The sequence below is a fragment of the Lactococcus sp. NH2-7C genome, from assembly GCF_029953655.1.
Lineage (GTDB): Bacteria > Bacillota > Bacilli > Lactobacillales > Streptococcaceae > Lactococcus > Lactococcus lactis.
The window spans coordinates 1577054-1597376 of sequence record NZ_CP124538.1 but is presented as its reverse complement, the minus strand read 5'-3'; the positions used below and the strand labels follow the sequence as shown (position 1 = coordinate 1597376).

General features: G+C 34.9%; 25 protein-coding genes and 1 tRNA gene. 11 read left to right on the top strand and 15 right to left on the bottom strand.

The window, feature by feature from the left end:
• The first annotated feature begins 107 nt into the window (after positions 1 to 107).
• Both QJV49_RS08105 and QJV49_RS08100 read left to right on the top strand, forming a co-directional pair.
• Positions 108 to 545 carry a CoA-binding protein gene (locus QJV49_RS08105; protein ID WP_225512381.1) on the top strand — a complete coding sequence of 146 codons (438 nt, stop codon included), beginning with the start codon at positions 108 to 110 and terminating at the stop codon, positions 543 to 545.
• 180 nt (positions 546 to 725) lie between these two features.
• Positions 726 to 1907 (top strand): MFS transporter, encoded by a 1182-nt coding sequence (locus QJV49_RS08100; protein ID WP_225512382.1) that lies wholly within the window; start codon positions 726 to 728, stop codon positions 1905 to 1907.
• 59 nt (positions 1908 to 1966) lie between these two features.
• Here QJV49_RS08100 and QJV49_RS08095 read toward each other — a convergent pair whose 3' ends face one another.
• Positions 1967 to 2659 carry a DUF975 family protein gene (locus QJV49_RS08095; protein ID WP_225512383.1) on the bottom strand — a complete coding sequence of 231 codons (693 nt, stop codon included), beginning with the start codon at positions 2657 to 2659 and terminating at the stop codon, positions 1967 to 1969.
• Between the two features lie 191 nt (positions 2660 to 2850).
• On the opposite strand from QJV49_RS08095, the gene tgt reads away from it, so the two are divergent.
• The 4 genes from tgt (at position 2851) to QJV49_RS08075 (ending at position 6975) form a co-directional block, all read left to right on the top strand.
• The gene (tgt, locus tag QJV49_RS08090; protein WP_225512384.1) at positions 2851 to 3999 is read left to right on the top strand and encodes a tRNA guanosine(34) transglycosylase Tgt; all 1149 of its coding nucleotides are present in this window, start codon (positions 2851 to 2853) and stop codon (positions 3997 to 3999) included.
• A gap of 62 nt (positions 4000 to 4061) precedes the next feature.
• Positions 4062 to 4134, top strand: a tRNA-Thr gene (locus QJV49_RS08085).
• Between the two features lie 447 nt (positions 4135 to 4581).
• Positions 4582 to 4902, top strand: a complete 321-nt coding sequence (locus tag QJV49_RS08080; protein WP_225512385.1) for a hypothetical protein — start codon at positions 4582 to 4584, stop codon at positions 4900 to 4902.
• Positions 4903 to 5028: 126 nt separating this feature from the next.
• Positions 5029 to 6975 (top strand): alpha-amylase family glycosyl hydrolase, encoded by a 1947-nt coding sequence (locus QJV49_RS08075; protein ID WP_225512386.1) that lies wholly within the window; start codon positions 5029 to 5031, stop codon positions 6973 to 6975.
• Positions 6976 to 7055: 80 nt separating this feature from the next.
• Here QJV49_RS08075 and QJV49_RS08070 read toward each other — a convergent pair whose 3' ends face one another.
• Positions 7056 to 7601, bottom strand: coding sequence for a TetR/AcrR family transcriptional regulator (locus tag QJV49_RS08070; protein ID WP_010905153.1), 546 nt, complete (start codon positions 7599 to 7601; stop codon positions 7056 to 7058).
• A 110-nt stretch (positions 7602 to 7711) separates the two neighbouring features.
• Between QJV49_RS08070 and QJV49_RS08065 the strand changes: the two genes are divergently transcribed.
• From QJV49_RS08065 to QJV49_RS08050, 4 genes are all read left to right on the top strand, one after another.
• Positions 7712 to 8497, top strand: a complete 786-nt coding sequence (locus QJV49_RS08065; protein WP_225512387.1) for an SDR family oxidoreductase — start codon at positions 7712 to 7714, stop codon at positions 8495 to 8497.
• A 9-nt stretch (positions 8498 to 8506) separates the two neighbouring features.
• The gene (locus QJV49_RS08060; protein WP_225512388.1) at positions 8507 to 8818 is read left to right on the top strand and encodes a DUF2316 family protein; all 312 of its coding nucleotides are present in this window, start codon (positions 8507 to 8509) and stop codon (positions 8816 to 8818) included.
• A gap of 19 nt (positions 8819 to 8837) precedes the next feature.
• A complete protein-coding gene (locus QJV49_RS08055; RefSeq protein WP_225512389.1) occupies positions 8838 to 9623 on the top strand; it encodes an SDR family NAD(P)-dependent oxidoreductase in 786 nt (261 codons plus the stop codon).
• A 96-nt stretch (positions 9624 to 9719) separates the two neighbouring features.
• Positions 9720 to 10271, top strand: coding sequence for a TMEM175 family protein (locus tag QJV49_RS08050; RefSeq protein ID WP_225512390.1), 552 nt, complete (start codon positions 9720 to 9722; stop codon positions 10269 to 10271).
• Positions 10272 to 10302: 31 nt separating this feature from the next.
• On the opposite strand, the gene QJV49_RS08045 is transcribed toward QJV49_RS08050, so the two are convergent.
• From QJV49_RS08045 to QJV49_RS07990, 12 genes are all read right to left on the bottom strand, one after another.
• The gene (locus tag QJV49_RS08045) at positions 10303 to 10626 is read right to left on the bottom strand and encodes a DUF1292 domain-containing protein (protein ID WP_003131822.1); all 324 of its coding nucleotides are present in this window, start codon (positions 10624 to 10626) and stop codon (positions 10303 to 10305) included.
• A gap of 151 nt (positions 10627 to 10777) precedes the next feature.
• Positions 10778 to 11209: a Holliday junction resolvase RuvX gene (gene ruvX / locus QJV49_RS08040; protein WP_225512391.1), complete on the bottom strand. Its 432-nt coding sequence runs from the start codon at positions 11207 to 11209 to the stop codon at positions 10778 to 10780.
• Positions 11209 to 11475 carry an IreB family regulatory phosphoprotein gene (locus tag QJV49_RS08035; RefSeq protein ID WP_003131820.1) on the bottom strand — a complete coding sequence of 89 codons (267 nt, stop codon included), beginning with the start codon at positions 11473 to 11475 and terminating at the stop codon, positions 11209 to 11211. Before QJV49_RS08035 ends, ruvX begins: the two co-directional genes overlap by 1 nt.
• A gap of 297 nt (positions 11476 to 11772) precedes the next feature.
• On the bottom strand, positions 11773 to 12453 hold the full coding sequence (locus QJV49_RS08030) for a CPBP family intramembrane glutamic endopeptidase (protein ID WP_225512392.1): 681 nt from the start codon (positions 12451 to 12453) through the stop codon (positions 11773 to 11775).
• A gap of 84 nt (positions 12454 to 12537) precedes the next feature.
• On the bottom strand, positions 12538 to 12696 hold the full coding sequence (locus QJV49_RS08025; RefSeq protein ID WP_225512393.1) for a class IIb bacteriocin, lactobin A/cerein 7B family: 159 nt from the start codon (positions 12694 to 12696) through the stop codon (positions 12538 to 12540).
• 171 nt (positions 12697 to 12867) lie between these two features.
• Entirely contained in the window at positions 12868 to 13188 is a 321-nt protein-coding gene (locus QJV49_RS08020; protein WP_058219472.1) for a helix-turn-helix transcriptional regulator, read from the bottom strand.
• A gap of 66 nt (positions 13189 to 13254) precedes the next feature.
• A complete protein-coding gene (locus tag QJV49_RS08015; RefSeq protein ID WP_225512394.1) occupies positions 13255 to 14166 on the bottom strand; it encodes an aldo/keto reductase family oxidoreductase in 912 nt (303 codons plus the stop codon).
• 206 nt (positions 14167 to 14372) lie between these two features.
• The gene (gene rpmH, locus QJV49_RS08010) at positions 14373 to 14507 is read right to left on the bottom strand and encodes a 50S ribosomal protein L34 (protein ID WP_003131818.1); all 135 of its coding nucleotides are present in this window, start codon (positions 14505 to 14507) and stop codon (positions 14373 to 14375) included.
• Between the two features lie 131 nt (positions 14508 to 14638).
• Positions 14639 to 15553, bottom strand: a complete 915-nt coding sequence (gene jag / locus QJV49_RS08005) for an RNA-binding cell elongation regulator Jag/EloR (protein ID WP_225512395.1) — start codon at positions 15551 to 15553, stop codon at positions 14639 to 14641.
• A gap of 87 nt (positions 15554 to 15640) precedes the next feature.
• Complete coding sequence (locus QJV49_RS08000) at positions 15641 to 16450, bottom strand: YidC/Oxa1 family membrane protein insertase (RefSeq protein WP_010905140.1); 810 nt, start codon at positions 16448 to 16450, stop codon at positions 15641 to 15643.
• A complete protein-coding gene (gene rnpA, locus QJV49_RS07995) occupies positions 16447 to 16815 on the bottom strand; it encodes a ribonuclease P protein component (RefSeq protein ID WP_225512481.1) in 369 nt (122 codons plus the stop codon). Before rnpA ends, QJV49_RS08000 begins: the two co-directional genes overlap by 4 nt.
• 135 nt (positions 16816 to 16950) lie before the next feature.
• Positions 16951 to 17526 (bottom strand): TetR/AcrR family transcriptional regulator, encoded by a 576-nt coding sequence (locus QJV49_RS07990; protein ID WP_039114470.1) that lies wholly within the window; start codon positions 17524 to 17526, stop codon positions 16951 to 16953.
• Positions 17527 to 17720: 194 nt separating this feature from the next.
• On the opposite strand from QJV49_RS07990, the gene QJV49_RS07985 reads away from it, so the two are divergent.
• Entirely contained in the window at positions 17721 to 18917 is a 1197-nt protein-coding gene (locus QJV49_RS07985) for a multidrug efflux MFS transporter (protein ID WP_225512396.1), read from the top strand.
• Between the two features lie 13 nt (positions 18918 to 18930).
• Here QJV49_RS07985 and argH read toward each other — a convergent pair whose 3' ends face one another.
• Positions 18931 to 20310 carry an argininosuccinate lyase gene (argH, locus tag QJV49_RS07980; protein ID WP_225512397.1) on the bottom strand — a complete coding sequence of 460 codons (1380 nt, stop codon included), beginning with the start codon at positions 20308 to 20310 and terminating at the stop codon, positions 18931 to 18933.
• Positions 20311 to 20323 lie beyond the last annotated feature (13 nt).

Here is a 20323-nt window from a genome sequence, read left to right as displayed (position 1 = left end):
GATTTTACAATTCTGAAAAATTTTTATAATCATTTTAAAGAACCTTTTAAACCACACCGCTTCCTTTAATATTGTATAATAAAAACAAAGCAGGAGGAGGAAATCTAATGTACGAATTTGAAAATCCAAAACAAGAGGTAATGTTTGATTATCTCAAAAATGCAAAGACTATCGCTGTTGTTGGGATTAGCGATAAAACAGACCGTTCATCTTTTTTAATTGCTCAAGGATTACAACAAAATGGCTACCATGTTATTCCAGTCAATCCACGACTTGCTGGTCGTGAATTACTAGGTGAAAAAGTTTATGCCTCTATTAAAGAGATTCCTTTTCATATTGATATCGTTGATATCTTTCGTCGGAGCGAATTTTTGGCAGATGTTGCTCGCGATTTCATTGAAACAGACGCTGATATTTTCTGGGCACAATTGGGCTTACAATCTCAAGAAGCTGAACAAATTCTTCGAGAAGCAGGAAGAGATAAAATTGTGATGAATCGCTGTATTAAAATTGAATATGCCTATTCAGGTTTAGGAAAAAAATGAATTTAATCCTCTTACTATAGATTATTACGTTTCCCTGGCAACATTTTATTCCTTTTTTTTGATACAATAATATAGTTGAATTACGCAAACACAAAACTCTCGTCTAAAAAGCGGGAGTTTTATCTGTTTTTTTGCCGGATGTTTACGCATTCATAAATTTTTCTCAAAGAAAGGAACTTTATGAAAGAAAAACTTTGGACAACAACTTTCGTTGTTAATATGTTACTTAATTTTATTTTTTATCTTGTTTTTTATCTCCCTACTGTTGTTATTGGTACAATGGCTATGGAACGTTATCACGCTTCTGCTAGTATCGCTGGTATCTTATCTGGAATTTTTATTGTCGGCGGATTTATTGCTCGGCTATGGGCTGGAAATAATATGAAACGCCTTGGTGCAAAAAAGCTTTTGTACATAGGGACAATCATTTATTTCTTGTTTACCTTTGCTTATTTTTTTGTGCATAGTGTTATTCTTCTTTTAATTTTACGTCTTGTACATGGACTTGGATTTGGTATTGCTGCAACAGCTTCTGGAACTTTGGCTGGTGCCATTGTTCCTTCTTCAAGACGGGGTGAAGGAATTGGTTATTATGCGCTCTCTGTCACATTATCATCAGCAGTTGGTCCCTTTTTGTCAATGTTTCTTTACCGAACATCTGGCTTTTACTCATTAATTTGGCTTTCTGCCTTACTTTTATTTATTGCCTTAGTCGGAATTTTCTTCATACATGTTGAAAAAACTACTGACAGCTCTAATTCCGTCGATAATAAAGTACATAAAAAATTCGCTTGGTCAAATTATTTTGAAAAAGAAGCTTTACCAATTTCATTAATTGCCTTTCTCATAGGTATTTCATACTCAAGTATTCTGTCATTTATGGATGCCTATGCCCGTAATATTCACCTTTCAGAGGCCGCCTCATTTTTCTTCTTAGTTTATGCTATCACAGTCCTTCTCTCTCGTCCAATTACTGGTCGTGTCTTTGATGGTTTTGGTGATAACTTTGTAATGTACCCAACCTATCTCTTCTTTGCACTTGGTCTATTAATAATTGGTTTTGCTCATTCTGGATGGATGTTGCTCCTTGCTGCTATATTTATCGGTTTAGGCTATGGCTCATTTTCACCTTTTGGACAAGCAATTGCCATCCGTAATTCAGAAGCTCATCGTTTAGGAATCACCACTTCTACTTTCTTTGGATTCATGGATATGGGTGTCGGTTTTGGACCCTTTATTTTAGGAATGTTTATGCCTCTATTAGGTTATCGTAATCTCTATTTTGCATCGGCAATTCTTGCACTTCTAATTGCTGTCATTTACCATTTCGTTCATGGACGTCATGCTAAACGTGAAAATTAAGTTACTGATTATTCTGTCAGTAAATAAAAAAGCTGTCAGTAACTTTGACAGCTTTTTTATTATTTACCAATATTTTCATAATAAGCAATTGAAGCCATGTTGAGGTAAGGAGTAGTCCAAAATCCTGCTAAACCACCTGAGATACCATAAAGAACATACCACCAGAAGAAACTCAATTTGAAAATGAAATAATTTCCACGCAAACCTTTCATCATTGTTGCTGATTCGCTAAGAACGCCCATCACACCACTGTAACGTCCTTCTTCTAACTGATCAAACAAAACATAAGTTGCTTGTGACCAACCAAGTCCCAAATAAATTGCAAATGCCCAACCAATTACTGGGATAAACATCAAGGCAACAAAAATCACCCCTTTGACAATACTTAAAAGAATAATTTTGCCAGCTGAACCATCATAGAAAGGCCCAAAAACATTTTTAAATTGCGGATTATTTCGTTCACCACGGAAAATTTTGATATAGTTAAAAATTGCCCCGACTGTGACCACTGAAATAAACAAGGCCACAACAATCATTAAAATAGCAATAAGCAAAGTCGCAAAGCTAATCACCATCCAAACACTACCTGGAATACTGTCAAAATTAGAAGTATTGTAGTCCATTGACTGCTTTACACCATTTCCTCCACCTAAAATCCCCGCAATAATTGGAATAATAAAGAGTAACATTTTTGAACCAAAATTATCTTTTAAAGCTCCTTTGGCTTGATTTTTCAATTCCCATCTTGACATAAAATACCTCCCAATAATTTGTCTTACATTATATTTACTTAATTATATCAATAAATAAGCAAAATTTCTAAGACTTTCGCCCGATTTTCAAAAAATCATCTATAAAAACCATTTAATTTTTGTTATACTTATAAGTGCTTGCTTTTTAAGCTACAAGAAGGCTCAATTCTAAGAGTATATAAAGGAATCTTATGACAGAACACGCAATAAAATACAGATTAATAAAAAAAGAAAAACATACAGGAGCAAGATTAGGAGAAATCATCACACCACACGGTACCTTCCCAACTCCAATGTTTATGCCCGTTGGGACTCAAGCTACCGTTAAAACAATGAGCCCAGAAGAACTCAAAACATTAGGCTCAGGGATTATCCTCTCAAACACTTATCACCTCTGGTTACGACCTGGAGATGAACTTGTCGCTGAAGCTGGCGGTCTTCACAAATTTATGAATTGGGACCAACCTATTTTGACTGATAGCGGTGGTTTTCAGGTTTACAGCTTAGTTCAAAACAAAAAAAATATCACAGAAGAAGGCGTCAAGTTTAAGAGCCATTTAGACGGACGTGAACTTTTTCTTAACCCCGAAAAAGCAATAAGCATTCAAAATAATCTCGGCTCTGATATCATGATGTCCTTTGACGAATGTCCACCTTTCTATCAACCTTATGACTATGTCAAAGCCTCTGTTGAAAGAACTTCCCGCTGGGCTGAGCGTGGTCTCAATGCTCACCGTCGTCCAAATGACCAAGGACTTTTCGGGATTGTTCAAGGAGCTGGTTTTGAAGATTTACGTCGTCAATCAGCTAGAGACTTGACTTCAATGGATTTCGCTGGATATTCTATCGGTGGCCTTGCCGTTGGTGAATCTCATAAAGAAATGAATGCTGTCCTTGACTTTACAACTCCTATGCTTCCGGAAGATAAGCCTCGCTACTTAATGGGTGTTGGAGCACCAGATAGCTTGATTGATGGTGTTATTCGTGGAGTTGATATGTTTGACTGCGTTCTTCCTACACGAATTGCTCGTAATGGAACTCTAATGACTCATTTCGGTCGAGTTAACATTCGTAATGCTAAATACGAACACGACTTTACTCCACTTGATCCAATGTGCAATTGCTACACATGTACTAACTATACGCGCGCATACCTTCGTCACTTAATCAAAGCTGATGAAACTTTTGGTCTTCGTCTTTGTTCATACCATAATCTTCACTTCCTTGTTAATTTAATGAAAGACGTTCGCGGGGCCATTATGGATGATAATCTTCTTGAATTCCGAGAAGATTTCTGTGAGCGATATGGCTACAATCAACCTAATGCCAAAGACTTTTAGTTCTTGAAAAAGCAAATAAAAAGTTGTATCATAATAAAAGTGGTCACACACTTTTATTATGCGCCGAGTTAGCTCAGTCGGTAGAGCACTTCACTCGTAACGAAGGGGTCACAGGTTCGATTCCTGCACTCGGCACTAAATCAAAAGTCTTATATTGTTGATATATAAGGCTTTTTCTTTACTCTTGTTTCTATTTTTATCATATTCTTATAACCCTGGTTCCCTCAAATATTAGAATACGAGAATTATTATATCCAAATGCTAAAGTACAAAATTACCCTTTTAAAAAAGCTTAGGTTTTATATATCATTGAAATATAAGCCTTTTTATTCGCACTACAAATTGCCTACTCACACAATATCTTTTTATTTGAGTCAAAAATTCCGTCTCTTTTTTCAGCCATCGAAAAACCAAAAGATATTCCTGAATAAATTAGACAACTACCACTTGAACTTAAAAAAATTATTTTTTATATTAATTTCTAAACACCTATTCCTTTTTATTATTTAAGATTAAAGCCAAGTTTTTAAGTTGCTAAAGTGAAATAAGTTATAATGGAAAAAGAAAAGAGGAAGAATGAATATGGATTATAATGATTTTATGAAAAGTAAACATATTGCTGAACGTTGGGGAGAGTTTCAGGCTAATTATAAAAATTTAAATAAAACAAGTGAATTAAAGGCTTATTATGATTTACTGACAGAGTTTTATGACTATATTCAAAGCCTAGAAGCTCATTTTTTTAATGACGAAAAAGTTGCTGACCAAAAAAATTTGCTGACAGAAAATGCAGCAACTCCTTCACAATTTTTTAATGCTCCCAAAATTCCAGAAACTCTTTCTTTTGGTCAAGAAGCACTCGGAGGTGAGGAAGACCCTTGGTTTGGTTTTAATGATGAATAAAAATATTTACTGACCCATTCTGTCAGTAAATATTTTTTGTTTTATATGGGAATTTCGTTGTGAAAACCTTTGCAAAAGTGATAAAATAGAGCTAGAAATGATTTTCAGTAAAAAGGAGAATAGCTTATGCCTCTAAATATTTTGGATTATGACCCTTATTTGGAACCTTTCAAAGAAGATTTGTCTTTGCGGCTTTTTGAATTTGCTCGGACAAAAAAACGGCTTTTAGGAACTGATGGTTCGCTTGTTGATTTTGCTAATGGTTATAAGTATTTTGGCTTTCAACAAGAAAGTAAACACTGGACTTTTCGCGAATGGGCACCAAATGCTAAAAGAGCTTGGCTGGTTGGAGATTTCAATAATTGGGAAAACAATTTTGAGTTGAAACAGGCCTATGGTGGGACTTGGGAAATTTCAATTCCGGGTATGTTGCCAGTGGGTTCTAAGGTGAAGGTTAAGCTGCTTTTACCATCTGGTGAAACAGTTTATCGTGTCCCTTCTTATATCATGTTTGCTGTCCCCAATGAACGCCATGGATTGGATGGAGTGATTGTTCAACCAAAATACGATTGGAAGAATAAAGCGCCTCAGTTAAAAGAAGCTCCTTTAATTTATGAAGCACATATTGGTATTTCCACTGAAGAATATAAAATTAATTCTTATAAAGAATTCACGCGCGATGTCTTACCAAGAATTAAAAAGGCTGGTTACAATACTATTCAACTGATGGCAATTATGGAGCATCCGCTCTATGCTAGTTTTGGTTATCAAGTTTCCAATTTTTTTGCAATTTCTAGTCGCTTTGGTCAGCCAGAAGATTTGATGGAATTGATTGATCAAGCACATGGTATGGGTTTGCGAGTGCTTTTAGATGTGGTTCATTCACATGCTGTAAAAAATATTGAAGATGGTCTCAACTATTTTGATGGGACAGAAAATCAGTATTTTCATGAAGGTGAACAGGGGAATCATCCAGCTTGGAAGACGAAACTTTTTAATTATGGCAAAGATGAAGTGATTCATTTTCTACTGTCAAATCTTAAATTTTGGTTGGATACTTATCATTTTGATGGTTTTCGTTTTGATGGTGTGACTTCAATGCTTTATCATGATCATGGTTTAGGAACTGCATTTACTGATTACAGCAAATATTTTTCGCTCAATACAGACATCGAAGCGGTGACTTATTTGATGTTGGCAAATGAATTAACACATTTATTCAATCCATCAGCAACAACAATCGCTGAAGATATGTCAGCTATGCCAGGAATGGCCCTACCTATTTCAAGTGGCGGAATTGGTTTTGATTACCGTTTATCAATGGGAATTCCTGATTTTTGGATTAAACAATTGAAAGAAAAAACGGATAATAGTCTTGACTTGTTGAGTCTCTGGTGGGAATTAACGACGCGACGTCCTGGTGAAAAAAATATTGGTTATTCTGAAAGTCATGACCAAGCTTTAGTTGGTGATAAAACGATTATGATGTGGTTAGCTGATGAAGAGATTTATTGGAAAATGGACCTTAATAGTCAATCTCTAAAAATTGACCGTGCTATAGCGCTTCATAAATTAATTCGCCTAATTACTTTTAGTTTGGCTGGTGAGGGTTATTTAAATTTCATGGGTAATGAATTTGGCCACCCCGAATGGCTTGATTTTCCGCGTCAAGAAAATCATGATGATTTCCAACATGCTAGAAGACAATGGTCTTTAGCTGATAATAAAGATTTGCGTTTCCAATATTTATTGGCATTTGACCAAGTGATGATTAATCTAGAGCGACATTACAAGTTTTTAGAAAGCCCAGAACCTGTCCAACAACTTTGGATAAAAAATTCGGATAAATTACTAGCTTACCAAAAAGGGCAACTTCTTTTCGTCTTTAATTTCCATCCTAGTTATGAACAAGAGCTTCAACTCCAATTTCCTGAAAAACCAGAACTTATCTTCGATAGTGATGACCAAAAATTTGGTGGTTTTGGTCCAAGAAGTAGTTTTGGTTGGTCAAAAGGGCATTTAAATCTAATCCTTGAACCTAGAACTGCCATGGTTTTCCGAATTAAAGAATAAAAACCTGTCAATTGACAGGTTTTTTTACTGACAAAATCGTAAAAGTTACTGACAGAAATCCAAAAAGTCTGTCAGTAACTTTAAAAGGCATTTAAATTCGGTTCAAGCAAAGTCCAGAGATTTTCAAATTGATTTTGAAATTGGTCATCCCACTGTGGGGCAATTTTTGGGTGATGAAAATAAACAAAAGCTTGAATATAAGCAGCAGCTTCCTCTTCACTTTCAAATTTAGCAGCTGTCTTTAGACTCTCAACCATTTCTAAAATATGTTTACGCCCTAATTCTAAATTTTCCCCAATATAGGTTGTGTATAAGGCAAACATTTCTGGAGTTTTTCGATGTGCTTCATATTTGGCAATGGCGACTGACCAGAGCCAATCATGAACAATCTCTTTTTGATGTTCATACTTGCTTGTGTCAAAAGGAAATATTTTTACAAGTGTCTGGCCATTGAGCCAACGAAGAGCAAGTATCGTTAAAAGTTCATCTTTACTTTTAAAATGCTTATAAATAGCCGGTTGACTAATATTGAGTTCTTTAGCAATTTTTGAAATGGTGAGTTTCTCTATTCCATTCTCTAAGATAAATTCTTCTGTTTTTCCTAATATCTTTTCACGTGTATTCATAAATTAATTGTAACACAAGTTATAATTCTTGACAAATATAACTTTCTGGTTTATAATTCATTTTGTTGGTTATAAAAACTAAAAAAAATAACCTCAAAAAAGGAGAAATCATGACATTTACAGGACATACGATTTTAATCACAGGTGGTACAAGCGGAATCGGACTGGGTTTTGCTAAAAAGTTTTCCGAATTAGGAAATAAAGTCATCATTACCGCCCGAAATGAAAAACGTCTTAATCAAATTTTAGATGAAAATCCAACTTTTACAGGATTTGTCAGTGATGTTGCTGACAAAAACTCTCTTCCCCCATTAGTCAACTTCATCAAAGAAAATTTCCCTCAACTTGATGTCATTATGAATTGTGCCGGAATTATGCGTGCGATCAATTTGTTTGACCAAGCTGACAATTCTCTGGAAGTACTGACAGAAGAAATTCATATTAATTTATTAGGAACAATTGCTGTGACACAAGCATTTTTGAAAATCCTTGTCGAAAATAATGGACTAGTCATTAATGTTTCATCAGGATTATCAAATCTGGCTGACGGTGCACACCCTATTTACAATTTGACCAAAGCTGGGGTTCATTTTTACTCTGATGCGCTTCGAGAACAAGCCAAATATTTTGAAAAGACTTTAAAAGTCATTGAACTAGTTCCACCATTAGTTGCTGAAACAAATCTTGAGAGCCATACAAATACTGATGCACCCAATAACATGGCACTTTCAGACTTAATTAGTGAAACTTTAGCCGGACTTGAAAATGGCTTAGATCGGATTGACGCTGGTTTTGCCAAACAACTTCACCAAATGGGCAAAGTAAATAGTGACGAAAACACCAAACTACTTTCTCAACAAATGCTTGGCAATTATTTTCCAAAAATGAAAGACTAGAGAAGAAAAATGTCACTTAATCCCCTTCAAATGTATAATACCAAAAAAGAACTCCGCAAAAATTTTGAAATCACAGGACTTAGCAAATCTGAAGTTGCTACTGATTTAAAAATTAGCGAAGTAAAACTTGAAAAAATATTTAATCTTAAACAAAGAGCACTCGAAGACACTTGGATTTTACGAAATTATTTACTAGAAAAAGTAGAAAAAACAGGCCAACAACCTGTTCCCTTTACCGCTTTAGCTGGAGATTGGCACCGTCACTGGTTTTTAAAGGCCAATCTAATTGACCAGCAACAAATGTCTAAAGGCGACAACTAAAACTCAAAGGAGAAAAATCATGAAAACACTTATCACTGGTGCAAACAAAGGAATTGGTTTTGCACTTGCTCAAAACCTTGGTCATCGTGGCTATGAAGTCTTGGTCGGAGCCCGTAACGAAATGCGTGGACAAGAAGCCGTTGAAAAACTGAAAGCCGAAGGAATTACTGCCGAATTTGTCAAAGTAGATTTAGATGACTTAAATCAATTGACGAGTCTGTCAGCACTGACAGATATTGACTTACTTATTAATAATGCTGGAATTTCTGGGAATATTCATTCAGATAAAGGGCATCTTGATATGGAAAAATCAGCTTTTGATTATTCAACAATTGATTTAGAAGAAACAATTAAGACCAATTTTTTGGGAACACATGCTGTCATTAAAGAACTCCTCCCACATTCACTGACAGAGAACGCTAAAATTATTAATATCACCGTACCCGTTTCTCAAGAATATTGGATGCCACTTGCTTATGTCACTTCAAAAGCCGCACAAAATGCCATGACCTTTGCTTTTGGTCATCAATTCAAAAAAGATAAATCTAAAAAACAAATCTTTGCTGTTATGCCCGGTGCAGTTGCAACAGATTTGAACGGTGCAAAAGTTGGCGATAGTCCATTTGTAAAATCACCTGAAGAAACAGCTCAAATGATTAGTAAATTTATTTTTGATGATAAAAATCATAATGCTCAAATTATTAATTTTGACGGAACAATTTATGATAACTATGAACCAGGCTTACGTAACAAAGTCATTAAAGATGTCGCCAAAAACGGTTTAAAGCGTAAATTTAAAAAATAAATAAATAAAAAAGTCACTGACAGATTTGTCAGCAACTTTTTATTATTTTTCGAAAAAAACGTAAGCAAATCTTAACATTTATGATAAAATAATTCCATGGAAAAAGAAAGATTTTTGGCCTTTACAGATGCTATTATTGCCATCATTGCAACGATTATGGTTTTAGAATTTAAAACCCCTGATAAAAGTGGCTGGCCTGCTCTGGCAGAATTAACCATCCCACTTTTAGCCTATGCTTTGAGCTTTTTTATGATTATGACCGTATGGTATAATCATCATCAACTTTACCGTGATATTAAAAATATCACCCCTCGAATATTCTTATTGAATACACTCTGGCTATTCATTATGTCGTTTTTCCCCTTCACCACTGGTTGGGTCGGAAAACATGCAAGTGAATTTCTCCCTGAATTTTTCTATTTGATTATTATTTTTCTCTGGGCGGCTGTTTTTCACCTTATGGACCATGAGCTACTCAAAGAAAATCCTGATAAAGAATACAAAGAACTCACACACAGTCTTTCAGGTAGAAATCTTTTTCTCATCAACTTTCTTTCTATTATCATTGTTTGGTTTTGGCCTCCTATCGGCTTAGTTTGCGTTGCTGTGCTTGCTACAATATCCCTCATAAGTTTCTTAAAGAAATAAAAAAGCCGTCAGTTAATGACAGCTTTTTATTTTAATCTTCTTGTTCATCCATAAAGCTATTGAAGACTTCTTCAATCATATCCCATTCATCTTCAGCATCTTCAGGGATTGGTTGCAAATCACCTTCAGTACCGTCAGCATTCTCAGTAAATGAGTAAGCCAAAACATCGATAAGACCTTGTTCATCTTCTTCAAACTCAGTAGGTTGTAAAACAACATAGTTTTTGCCAAATTCTTCTTGTCCATCAATGGTAATCAAAATTTGGAACAAGCTTTCGTTTCCATTTTCATCAACCAAAGTAATATAGTCAGGTTCATGATTATGGTCATGTTCGTGATCATGTGTATGAGTCATTTTATTTCCTTTTCTTCATCCTTAATTAGAGGAATTTTCTGCTATTCATAATAAATAAATAGACAACTTTTACTGACAGAAAATCCTACGAATACTTGTCAGTATTTTTATACTTACAAATAAACTAAAGCTTTCATCAGCAAACCAAAAATTATAATTTTAATGCATGAGCATCCAAATAATTTTGTAAAATCAAAACAGCAGCCAATTTATCAATTGATTTTTTGCGATCTTTACGACGCACACCACCATCAATCAATACTTTTTCAGCTTGTGCAGTTGTCAATCGTTCATCTTGATAAGCGACTTCCAAACCGAATTCATTGGACAACTTTGTACCATAATCCCGTGATGCTTCGGCACGAATCCCTTCATCACCGTTCATATGTTTTGGAAGACCAAGAACTACCTTTTCAGGTTTGTATTCTTTAATCAAAACGCCTAAACGTTCAAAGCCAAGCTCATCAGCTTCACTGTCAATCTTAATGGTTTCAACAGGTTGAGCGGTCATCCCAAGTAAATCACTGACAGAAACTCCTACAGTTTTTGTTCCGACATCAAGCCCTAAAATTCGTGCAAACACTATAAATTGACACCATTATCTTTCAAATAATTCTTGATTAATTCCTCAACTATATCATCTCGGTCAAAACGGCGAATTTTATTACGCGCATCATCATGACGAGGGATATAAGCAGGGTCTCCCGACAAAACATAACCCACGATTTGATTGATAGGATTGTAACCCTTAGCCTCAAGCACATTGTAAACATCAACGAGTGTTTCGCCAATTTCTTTCTTGTCCGAATCACCAAATTCAAAACGGACTGTTTCATCTGTAAAACTCATAAGACACCTCCTTTAAATTTATCTGTAAAGCCAGATTAAACTAAAAATCAATAATTTCCATCCCGTCAGCCAAGCGATTTCCTCATTTTTAGAAGACAAATCTTTTATTTACTGACAGAAATATCCCATTAAAAATTTCTTAGATACATGTTAATTATACGTTATTTTTTGCTTGAATTCAACCGTTTTCTCCATTAAAGTAAATAAAAGCCTTCTATCAAGACTTTTAAATTTTAAATAAAAAGAGAATTTTAATTTGAAAATTACCAAAGAATAGGAAGCCTAATCACTAGTTACTCAGAATACCCAAAAGCTTAATAAATTTGGTAAATAAGTATTTATCAGATTTATTGAACTGTGAAGAGCGATACTTTCCCCAATTGCTTTACGCCGGTGATAGGCCAAAGTAACAACTAAACTTATAGGCAGATATAAAAAGAAAGAGTAAGTAAAACCAGTATGCACCCATGCAAACACAGTGATGCTCACAAAACAAGCCAAGCATTTTTTATCAAAAAGTCGATAAAGATATTCCCGATAAATCAACTCTTCACTAATCGGTCCAATCACGAATAAATCTAATGAATGCGACCAAAAAGGAGTCCGTGCAAAATAATTTGCCAAATCTATTGAATGTTCTGGAAAAGCTTCTAAAGCTGGTGTCATCTGAAAATATAAATGATATGCCAAAGCAATAAAAATATTTCCACCAACAATAAAAAACAAAATAAATAACAAATTTTTTGGACGAAATATATCAAAAATCTTTTTAAAAGCATCATTTTTATAAGCAATAACTATTATTACTAAAAAAGTTAAAATATCCACAAATCCATAATAATTAAAAGCAAAATCATAGAAAGTTGGTGGAAAAATACCTAGTCTAGGTTCCCAACCGTTGTAGAGAATCAATGTCACTAATAGCAATAGGACTACTTTTAATTTAGTCTGTAAAGATTTTTTTATATGTTCAATCATAAAAGACCCCCAAAAAAGGATTGCTAAATTATATTAACAATCCTTTAGCTTAAAATAAACTAGAATTAACAAAAAACGATTAGATTAACGGTCATAAATATCACCAATAACATTACCACTTCCAAGTAAAACTGAAGAAATATAATTTTGAGAATAGTTAATTAACCCCCCTCCTCCACTAACTTCCATCAATTCCTCATCAGTCAACACTTCAAATTCTTCAAAAATAGTTTGCAATTCCATAAAAGCACACTTTCTGGCCCAATCGGACTCGTTTTGAGCATTTTTAGTCAATAAACATTTCCACTAGAAAGGCTCATCAAATTTTCGGCATCTCCGTAATTAATTACAAGTATATTTTAAACTTTTCTGAACATTTAGTCAATGCTGCTTTAATATTCTTTTTGTGTACTTTTAGTTTATATTTTCACTATCTTTTAACAAATCATCTATTGAACATTTAAATACATTTGCCATCTCTTGGACAAGTTCTAAACTCGGTTCACGTCGCCCGTGCTCCCAATTACAGACAGCTTGTTTACTCGAATAAAGTAGTTTCCCAAGTTCTTTTTGTGTCAGCCCCGCTATAACCCTTTTTTGTCGAAGATTACTAGAAAAATTTCCTCCAGAAACCTCTATCAATTCTTCATCATTGACTTTCTCAAAAATTTCTAACTTTGAAAAAATTTTTACCTTACTGTCATTCTTTTTCTTGAAATATTTAGAAAAATCCATCAGATTTCCTCCCAAAAAAGTAATCAAAAGACTAGTTTTTTAACTAGTCTCCTACTTTAATTATATTTAAGGTAAAATGTTTCCAGCCGCCATGTACAAGTCGTACCATTCCGCACGTTCCAAGACAATATCTGAAGCAGCAGCAATTTCTTCAATTCGGCTCAATGTCATCGTTCCAATAATTGTTTGGATATTGGCAGGATGACGATTAATCCAAGCGACAGCAATTCCAGTTGGAGTAGAATTGTATTTTTCTGCATAAAATTCCAATTTTTTATTCAAATCAGGGAATTTTTCATTTCCAACAAAGACACCTTCAAAGAAACCATATTGGAAAGGTGACCAAGCCTGAATAGTCATCTTATTAATACGAGAATACTCTAAAATTCCATTATCATGAACAAAAGAACCTTCATCGCTCATATTTACATGAATCCCAGCATCAATCATTCCCGTATGTTTCAAGCCAAACTGTAATTGATTAAACAACAATGGCTCTTTCACCGCTGTTTTCAACAGTTCAACTTGACCAGGATTTTGATTAGAAACCCCAAAATAACGTACTTTCCCTGCTTTTTCCAATTCATAAAAAGCCTCAGCTACTTCTTCAGGTTCAACTAAAGTATCTGGACGATGCAAGAGCAAAGTATCCAAATAATCAGTTTTTAAACGAGTTAAACTCCCCTCAACCGATTCAATAATATGTTTTTTTGAAAAATCAAACATTTTTCCAGGAACAATTCCGCATTTTGACTGTAAAATAATATCTTCTCGTTTTACTGACGATTTTTCTAGAGCATCTGCAAAAATCGATTCACAAGCTCCACCCCCATAGATATCAGCATGGTCAAAGAAATTTATCCCTTGCTCCACTGATTTTTCAATTACAGCAACCGGATCTTTTCCCTCTTCATTAATTCTCATGCAGCCTAAAATAATTTGAGAAGCTTCAAGTTCACCAATTTTGAATTTTTTCACGACAAAACTCTCCTTTAAGTGTGAGATTTCACCTTATCTTCAATCAACAAAGGAAAAAATTTCACTAATTATTTAATAAAACCATTATAACACAATTAATGAAACCGTTTAACAAAATATATTTAATCGTCAATCGACTCCTGTTATATTTAGACATAATCAAATAAAAAAACCAGCCATAAGCTGGTTTCAATTTCATTTACAAATTAAACTGTAAGTGAAGCACGTCCTTTACGACGACGAGCTGCAAGGACACGACGTCCGTTTTTAGTTGCCATACGGCTACGGAATCCGTGAGTAGTCTTACGAGATTTTTTGTGTGGTTGGTAAGTACGTTTCATTTTATATAAGTCCCTGGGCTACTTCACTTTTGGTTGAAAGTAGCTCCACCTTTTCGGTGTTCCTTTCATCTTTTTACTGCTATTAAAAGCATACCTTACAATTCTACACTATGAAAGGTCTTTTGTCAAGGCTAAATCTCTTTAGACACAACAATATAGCGATTATATTCTTGTCCTTCTGAATGACTTGATACACCATTTTCCTGACCAATAATAGTGTGAACAATTTTACGTTCATTAGACTGTAAATCATTAATATAAACCGTTTCACCGCCACGCGCACGTTCAGCTGCACGATGAGCAAGGCTTACGATATAAGCTTTGCGTTTTTCATGATAATCACCTACATTAACAGCAATATTCATTCGTGTATTCAAAATGCTATTAGCGTAAGCTTTTGCCAAAATTTGCAAACTTTGTAAAATTTTACCATGTTTACCAATAAGCAAAGCATCATGATTAGAAGTCAAATTAAAAATTGTTAAATTCCCGTCACGAGAAACTGAAACGCGCGTTGCAATTCCCATTTCTTGTGTGATAGTTGTTAAATAGCTTGAAATTTTTGAAGCAATTTTTTCATCTTCACTTGAAACTTCTTTCTTCGCTTCAACTTCTTCTTTGACAGCAGAAACGACATCAGAGAGATCTGCTGTTCCTTGACGATTTTGGACAACCGTCTTTTTAGCCACTTCAATAATTGCATTACGCTCTTCTTCAGTGATTTCACCTTTTTGTTCTCTCTCAGCTGCACGGACAGCTTTAACCACTTGGCTTAATTCAAGTGTTGCTTCCATAGCAGATTGTGCCTTAGGCACTCCGAGATTGATTGTATCATCAACACCACGTTCAGCTAGATGGTCAGCTTTACGTACTGTTTCCTCATGGATTGGCTCAATATTAACCCGAGCCCGTTTCTTTCCAAAACCTAAGAAACCTTTTTTTTCTTTTTGTTCAATATGAATATGAACATTTTCACGCTTAACACCTAAGCGATTTAACCCACGTTCGATTGCATCTTCGACCGTTTCACCAGTAAAAATAGCCATAATAAAACTACTCCTGTCATATGATAAAGCCTATTGACAATTTCTAGCACAACTTCCAATTAAAATAAAAACTGCCAATGGTATTTTTTATTTTTTTCTTGCTTTCTTCAATGCTTTTTCACGAGCTTTAATTTTATCTTTTTCGACCTGTACTTTAGCTTCTCGCGCTGCAATAATTTTGTAAGGATTTGCTAACAGCATTGTTTGGAATACTTGGAAAGCATTCGAGATGACCCAGTAGAGCGCAATCCCAGCAGCAAAGTTAACTCCCATAATCAAAATGAAAATAGGCATGATATAAGTCATTGAAGTTGTCATTGCATTTCTTTCTGGAGCAGATTTCATCATCAAGTATGAACTCAAGAAAGTAAAGACCGCAGCCAATATAGGCAAAATAAAAGTAGGGTCTTTAGCACCAATTTCAAACCATAGGAAAGTTCCGTGTTTCAAAAAATCCACACGAGACAAGGCTTGGTAAAGTGCCCATAGCACCGGCATTTGAACAACTAATGGCAAACAACCCATGTAAGGGTTGACTTTATTTTCTGCATAAAGTTTTTGAATTTCCTCGTTCATCAAACGACGAGATTCCATATCTTTGCTTGGGTATTTAGCCTGAATTTTTTTGATTTCTGGCTGAATTTCTTGCATACGTTGGCTAGATTTGATTTGAATGTTCATTAACGGGAGTAAAGCTGCCCGAATAACAATCGTGAATAAAATAATACCAACTCCGGTCAAACCACCAAATGACAAGAAACGAATAACCTGTGCAAAGCCATATACAATTTGGTCCCAAAGGTTGGTTGAACTACTTGTCACAGCTGTTGTTCCACAAGCTGTAAGCAACAAAAGAGCCGCCCCTGCCATTGCGATCAAACTAAATTTCTTTTTCAATCGTTTTCTCCATCCACATAGATTTTTGACAACTTCAAAACGTGTCTTAGATTTTTCTTTACTTCCTCAAAACTGAGTGTTTCAACACCCGAACGTGCAATAATTACAAAATCTTCATCTGTCAGATAAGGTTTAAATTCAGCAATGGCATGGCGTAAAAGACGTTTAATTCGATTACGTAAAACCGCATGACCAAGCTTTTTACTTACTGATAGACCTACACGAAAATGAGGTTGATTTGTGTTTAATTTATAGACCACAAATTTTTTATTGGCAAAGCTATGTTTCGCTGAAAAAATTTGGTCAAAATCCTTTGAGCGTTTAACGCGATATGTTTTTTTTATAGCCAAGCCACTCTCTCCCATTTTAGAAATTATCATATTAATTTTATCATAAACTTGCTAAAAAGTCACTATATCACCTGAAAACGTTCTATTTTGTTGAAGAAATTAATAATTAAATTTAGCATTTAAAAATACCATGTATTTAACATAGTATTTTTAAATATTTTCTGGATTGTCAAGACGACTAAGCAGATGATTGACCATGTAAGTAAAGGATTCTTCTTTGGAAATCGAACCAGACTGACGGAAATATCCTAATTGTGTTAAAGTGATAAATCCATGAAGCGTTGAGCGAAACATCCGACTGATATGAAAATTTTCTTCTTCTGATAAATGAAAATTTTCCAAACTTCGACGAACCAACCGAATATTTTCTTTTGCTAAATATTCCAGTTCTCCATTATTTGTTTGGTGTATTACATTAATCAGTTCATAAACTGCTTCATATTTTTCAGCGAATCTTTTATAACTCTCAGCATAAGCCCTAAGTGCTGCCAAAGGAGTTAGTCCCACCATTGCATGAGTTAGTTCATAGTTTAATTCTTTTTGGAGGTAGACTGCCGTTGCCACACGTACTTCTTCCATATTTTTAAAATGATTATAAAGTGACGGAGCTTTAATTCCAAAATACTCAGCTAAGCGCGGAAAACTAACATTAGAGAGACCAATTTTACCAGCTAGTTCAATAGTAGCTTGAACGATTTTATCACGAGTCAATGCAATCCTTGCCATAATTGGATTCCTTTCAATACTTTCGATGCGAAAGTTTACTCGAAGTTTGAACTTTTATAGTCGATTCAAACTATCTTACTATCAGTATAAAACTATTCTCAATCTTTTTCAAGCAATGATTCGTCATTGACAAACTACGAACAATAGTTTTATAATATTATTATGAATACATCAAGAAAGAAGGACATTCATTCATGAAAGAATCATGGCAACGAAATTTAATTGTCCTTTGGTTTGGGACATTTATGACGGGGATAGGTTCAAGCCTTATCGCCCCTTTTATATCACTTTACATCAGTACACTTGGCCATTATTCAAAAACGGAATTAAACATCTGGTCAGGCTTGGTCTTCTCATCCACCTTTATTGTTTTAGCAATCGTTTCTCCCCTTTGGGGAAGATTAGCTGACCAGAAAGGTCGGAAATTGATGCTCTTACGCGCTTCTCTTGGGATGGCAATTTCAATTTCATTAATGGCTTTTGTTACAGCTGCTTGGCAATTGCTTATTTTACGCATGCTACTTGGGGCCTTTTCTGGTTTTGTCTCTAATTCAATGGCCTTAATGGCCAGTTCTGCACCAAAGGAAAAATCAGGGGCCGTCTTATCGCTCCTTACAACAGGATCTGTTGCTGGAACTCTTATCGGTCCAATCATTGGCGGAATACTTGTTAATATAACTGGTTATCGTCGCGTTTTTAGCGTCACAGGAATTATTATGTTTCTCGTCTTTTTCCTTGCTTTATTTTTTGTCAAAGAAACATTTAAGCCCGTTGAGAAGAAAAACATGCTTTCCTATAAACAAGTTTGGGAAGTTGTTACCCACCCAGCCATTATTTGGGGCATGTTTTTTGCAACCCTCATTACTCAAATGACCAATCAATCGATTAATCCAGTTCTTTCACTCTATGTCCAAGAACTTATGCATGGTCAAGGAAACATTACTTTCATGGCCGGAATTGTCGCTGCTGCCCCAGGAATCGTTACATTAGTGGCTGCTCCATTCTTAGGTCGTCTAGGTGATAAAGTTGGTCAAAGAAAAATCCTTGGTTTTGGACTTTTCTTTTCACTAATCGTCTTCTCAATCACAGCAATGACAACTAATGTTTGGTTTTTAATTGTTATGAGACTACTTGTCGGAGTCTCTGATGCGGCAATTCTCCCTTCGGTTCAAGCCATCTTGGCTAAAGAATCTCCACAAGCTATTACTGGTCGAATTTTCTCTTATAATCAATCTGCTCAATCAATTGGTGCTTTTGCAGGTCCATTACTTGGTTCAGCTATTGCTGGATTTATTGACTATCGCTATGTCTTTGTGGGTTCAGCAATTCTGGTTATTTTCAATTTAATAAACTACTTTACACATACTAAATCACTGGCTGTAAAAAACTAATATAAAAAGAACTTCAAATTTGAAGTTCTTTTTTTGCTTCTTCAATCTGTTTTTTAACCGATTCAAATCCCGTTCCACCTAAAGAATTTCTTCGTGAAACAGCTGTTCTTGATTTTAAAACTTCATAAACATCTTCATTGATTAAAGGAGATAACATTTGATAATCTTGTAAATTTACATATTGGAGGTAAATTCCTTTTTTTATACAATCTAAAACCAAGTGACCAACTAATTCATGAGCTTTTCTAAAAGGAAGCCCTTTAGTTGCAAGGTAATCTGCCAACTCTGTCGCATTAGAAAAATCTTGTTCAGTTGACTTCTCCATGTTTACACGGTTTACAGTTAAAGTTGACAACATCCCGTTCATAACAGTTAAAGAAGTTATTATAGTATCAGCACTATCAAACATCCCTTCTTTATCTTCTTGCAAATCTTTATTATAAGCTAAAGGTAAACCTTTCATTACAGTTAATAAAGCCGTAAGATTTCCGTAAACACGTCCCGTTTTCCCTCTAATTAATTCTGCCATATCTGGATTTTTCTTCTGTGGCATAATAGAAGAACCTGTAGAATATGCATCAGACAGACTGACAAATTTAAACTCATGACTAGACCAGAGTAAAAGTTCCTCACAAAATCTTGATAAATGCATCATTAACAAACTCGCGTTTGATAGAAACTCTAAAATAAAGTCACGGTCACTGACCGCATCCATTGAATTATCATAAGCCTTCTCAAAACCAAGTAATTCTGTCGTCAGCATTCTATCAATGGGAAACGTCGTCCCAGCTAGAGCTGCCGCTCCTAAAGGATTCATATCTGTATGCTTAATATTAAATTCAAAGCGCTCAAAATCACGTGTCAGCATTTGATAATAAGCCATTAGATGCTGACCAAAGGAAATTGGTTGTGCATGTTGCAAATGAGTATAACCAGGCATAATAGTGTCAATTTGGTTTACAGCAAGCTTTACAATTGTTTCTCTTAACTCTTTTAAAGCTTCTAAAACGGACTCTAAGACACTTTTGAGGTATAAATGCATATCTGTTGCCACTTGATCATTTCTAGAACGAGCCGTATGCAATTTACCTGCTAATGGACCAATTTCTTGATGAAGATAGGATTCCATATTCATATGGATATCTTCATTTTCCATCTTGAATTCAATTTGGCCATTAAGAAGCTTTTCTTCTACTTTTTTCAGACCTTCGGCAATTTTTTGGGATTCCTCGGTAGTAATAATTCCTGCTTCACCCAACATCTTCACATGAGCTAATGATCCTTTTAAATCAAAAGGGGCAAGTCGTTGCTCAAATTTAATTGATGCTCCAAATGCTTCCGTCTGTTTATCTAAAGACGCCTCAAAACGTCCTCCCCAAAGTTTTTCTACCATTCTCTCACTTTCC

Bases quoted from the DNA above. Each gene is read 5' to 3' on its own strand.
- QJV49_RS08060 (WP_225512388.1), top strand. From the start codon at position 8,507: ATGTCACTTAATCCCCTTCAAATGTATAATACCAAAAAAGAACTCCGC.
- QJV49_RS08055 (WP_225512389.1), top strand. From the start codon at position 8,838: ATGAAAACACTTATCACTGGTGCAAACAAAGGAATTGGTTTTGCACTT.
- QJV49_RS08045 (WP_003131822.1), bottom strand. From the start codon at position 10,626: ATGACTCATACACATGATCACGAACATGACCATAATCATGAACCTGAC.
- QJV49_RS08050 (WP_225512390.1), top strand. From the start codon at position 9,720: ATGGAAAAAGAAAGATTTTTGGCCTTTACAGATGCTATTATTGCCATC.
- QJV49_RS08070 (WP_010905153.1), bottom strand. From the start codon at position 7,601: ATGAATACACGTGAAAAGATATTAGGAAAAACAGAAGAATTTATCTTA.
- QJV49_RS07990 (WP_039114470.1), bottom strand. From the start codon at position 17,526: ATGGCAAGGATTGCATTGACTCGTGATAAAATCGTTCAAGCTACTATT.
- QJV49_RS08095 (WP_225512383.1), bottom strand. From the start codon at position 2,659: ATGTCAAGATGGGAATTGAAAAATCAAGCCAAAGGAGCTTTAAAAGAT.
- QJV49_RS08025 (WP_225512393.1), bottom strand. From the start codon at position 12,696: ATGGAATTGCAAACTATTTTTGAAGAATTTGAAGTGTTGACTGATGAG.
- QJV49_RS08105 (WP_225512381.1), top strand. From the start codon at position 108: ATGTACGAATTTGAAAATCCAAAACAAGAGGTAATGTTTGATTATCTC.
- QJV49_RS08100 (WP_225512382.1), top strand. From the start codon at position 726: ATGAAAGAAAAACTTTGGACAACAACTTTCGTTGTTAATATGTTACTT.
- QJV49_RS08035 (WP_003131820.1), bottom strand. From the start codon at position 11,475: ATGAGTTTTACAGATGAAACAGTCCGTTTTGAATTTGGTGATTCGGAC.
- QJV49_RS08030 (WP_225512392.1), bottom strand. From the start codon at position 12,453: ATGATTGAACATATAAAAAAATCTTTACAGACTAAATTAAAAGTAGTC.
- tgt (WP_225512384.1), top strand. From the start codon at position 2,851: ATGACAGAACACGCAATAAAATACAGATTAATAAAAAAAGAAAAACAT.
- QJV49_RS08075 (WP_225512386.1), top strand. From the start codon at position 5,029: ATGCCTCTAAATATTTTGGATTATGACCCTTATTTGGAACCTTTCAAA.
- jag (WP_225512395.1), bottom strand. From the start codon at position 15,553: ATGGCTATTTTTACTGGTGAAACGGTCGAAGATGCAATCGAACGTGGG.
- QJV49_RS08065 (WP_225512387.1), top strand. From the start codon at position 7,712: ATGACATTTACAGGACATACGATTTTAATCACAGGTGGTACAAGCGGA.
- QJV49_RS07985 (WP_225512396.1), top strand. From the start codon at position 17,721: ATGAAAGAATCATGGCAACGAAATTTAATTGTCCTTTGGTTTGGGACA.
- rpmH (WP_003131818.1), bottom strand. From the start codon at position 14,507: ATGAAACGTACTTACCAACCACACAAAAAATCTCGTAAGACTACTCAC.
- argH (WP_225512397.1), bottom strand. From the start codon at position 20,310: ATGGTAGAAAAACTTTGGGGAGGACGTTTTGAGGCGTCTTTAGATAAA.
- rnpA (WP_225512481.1), bottom strand. From the start codon at position 16,815: ATGGGAGAGAGTGGCTTGGCTATAAAAAAAACATATCGCGTTAAACGC.
- QJV49_RS08080 (WP_225512385.1), top strand. From the start codon at position 4,582: ATGGATTATAATGATTTTATGAAAAGTAAACATATTGCTGAACGTTGG.
- QJV49_RS08020 (WP_058219472.1), bottom strand. From the start codon at position 13,188: ATGGATTTTTCTAAATATTTCAAGAAAAAGAATGACAGTAAGGTAAAA.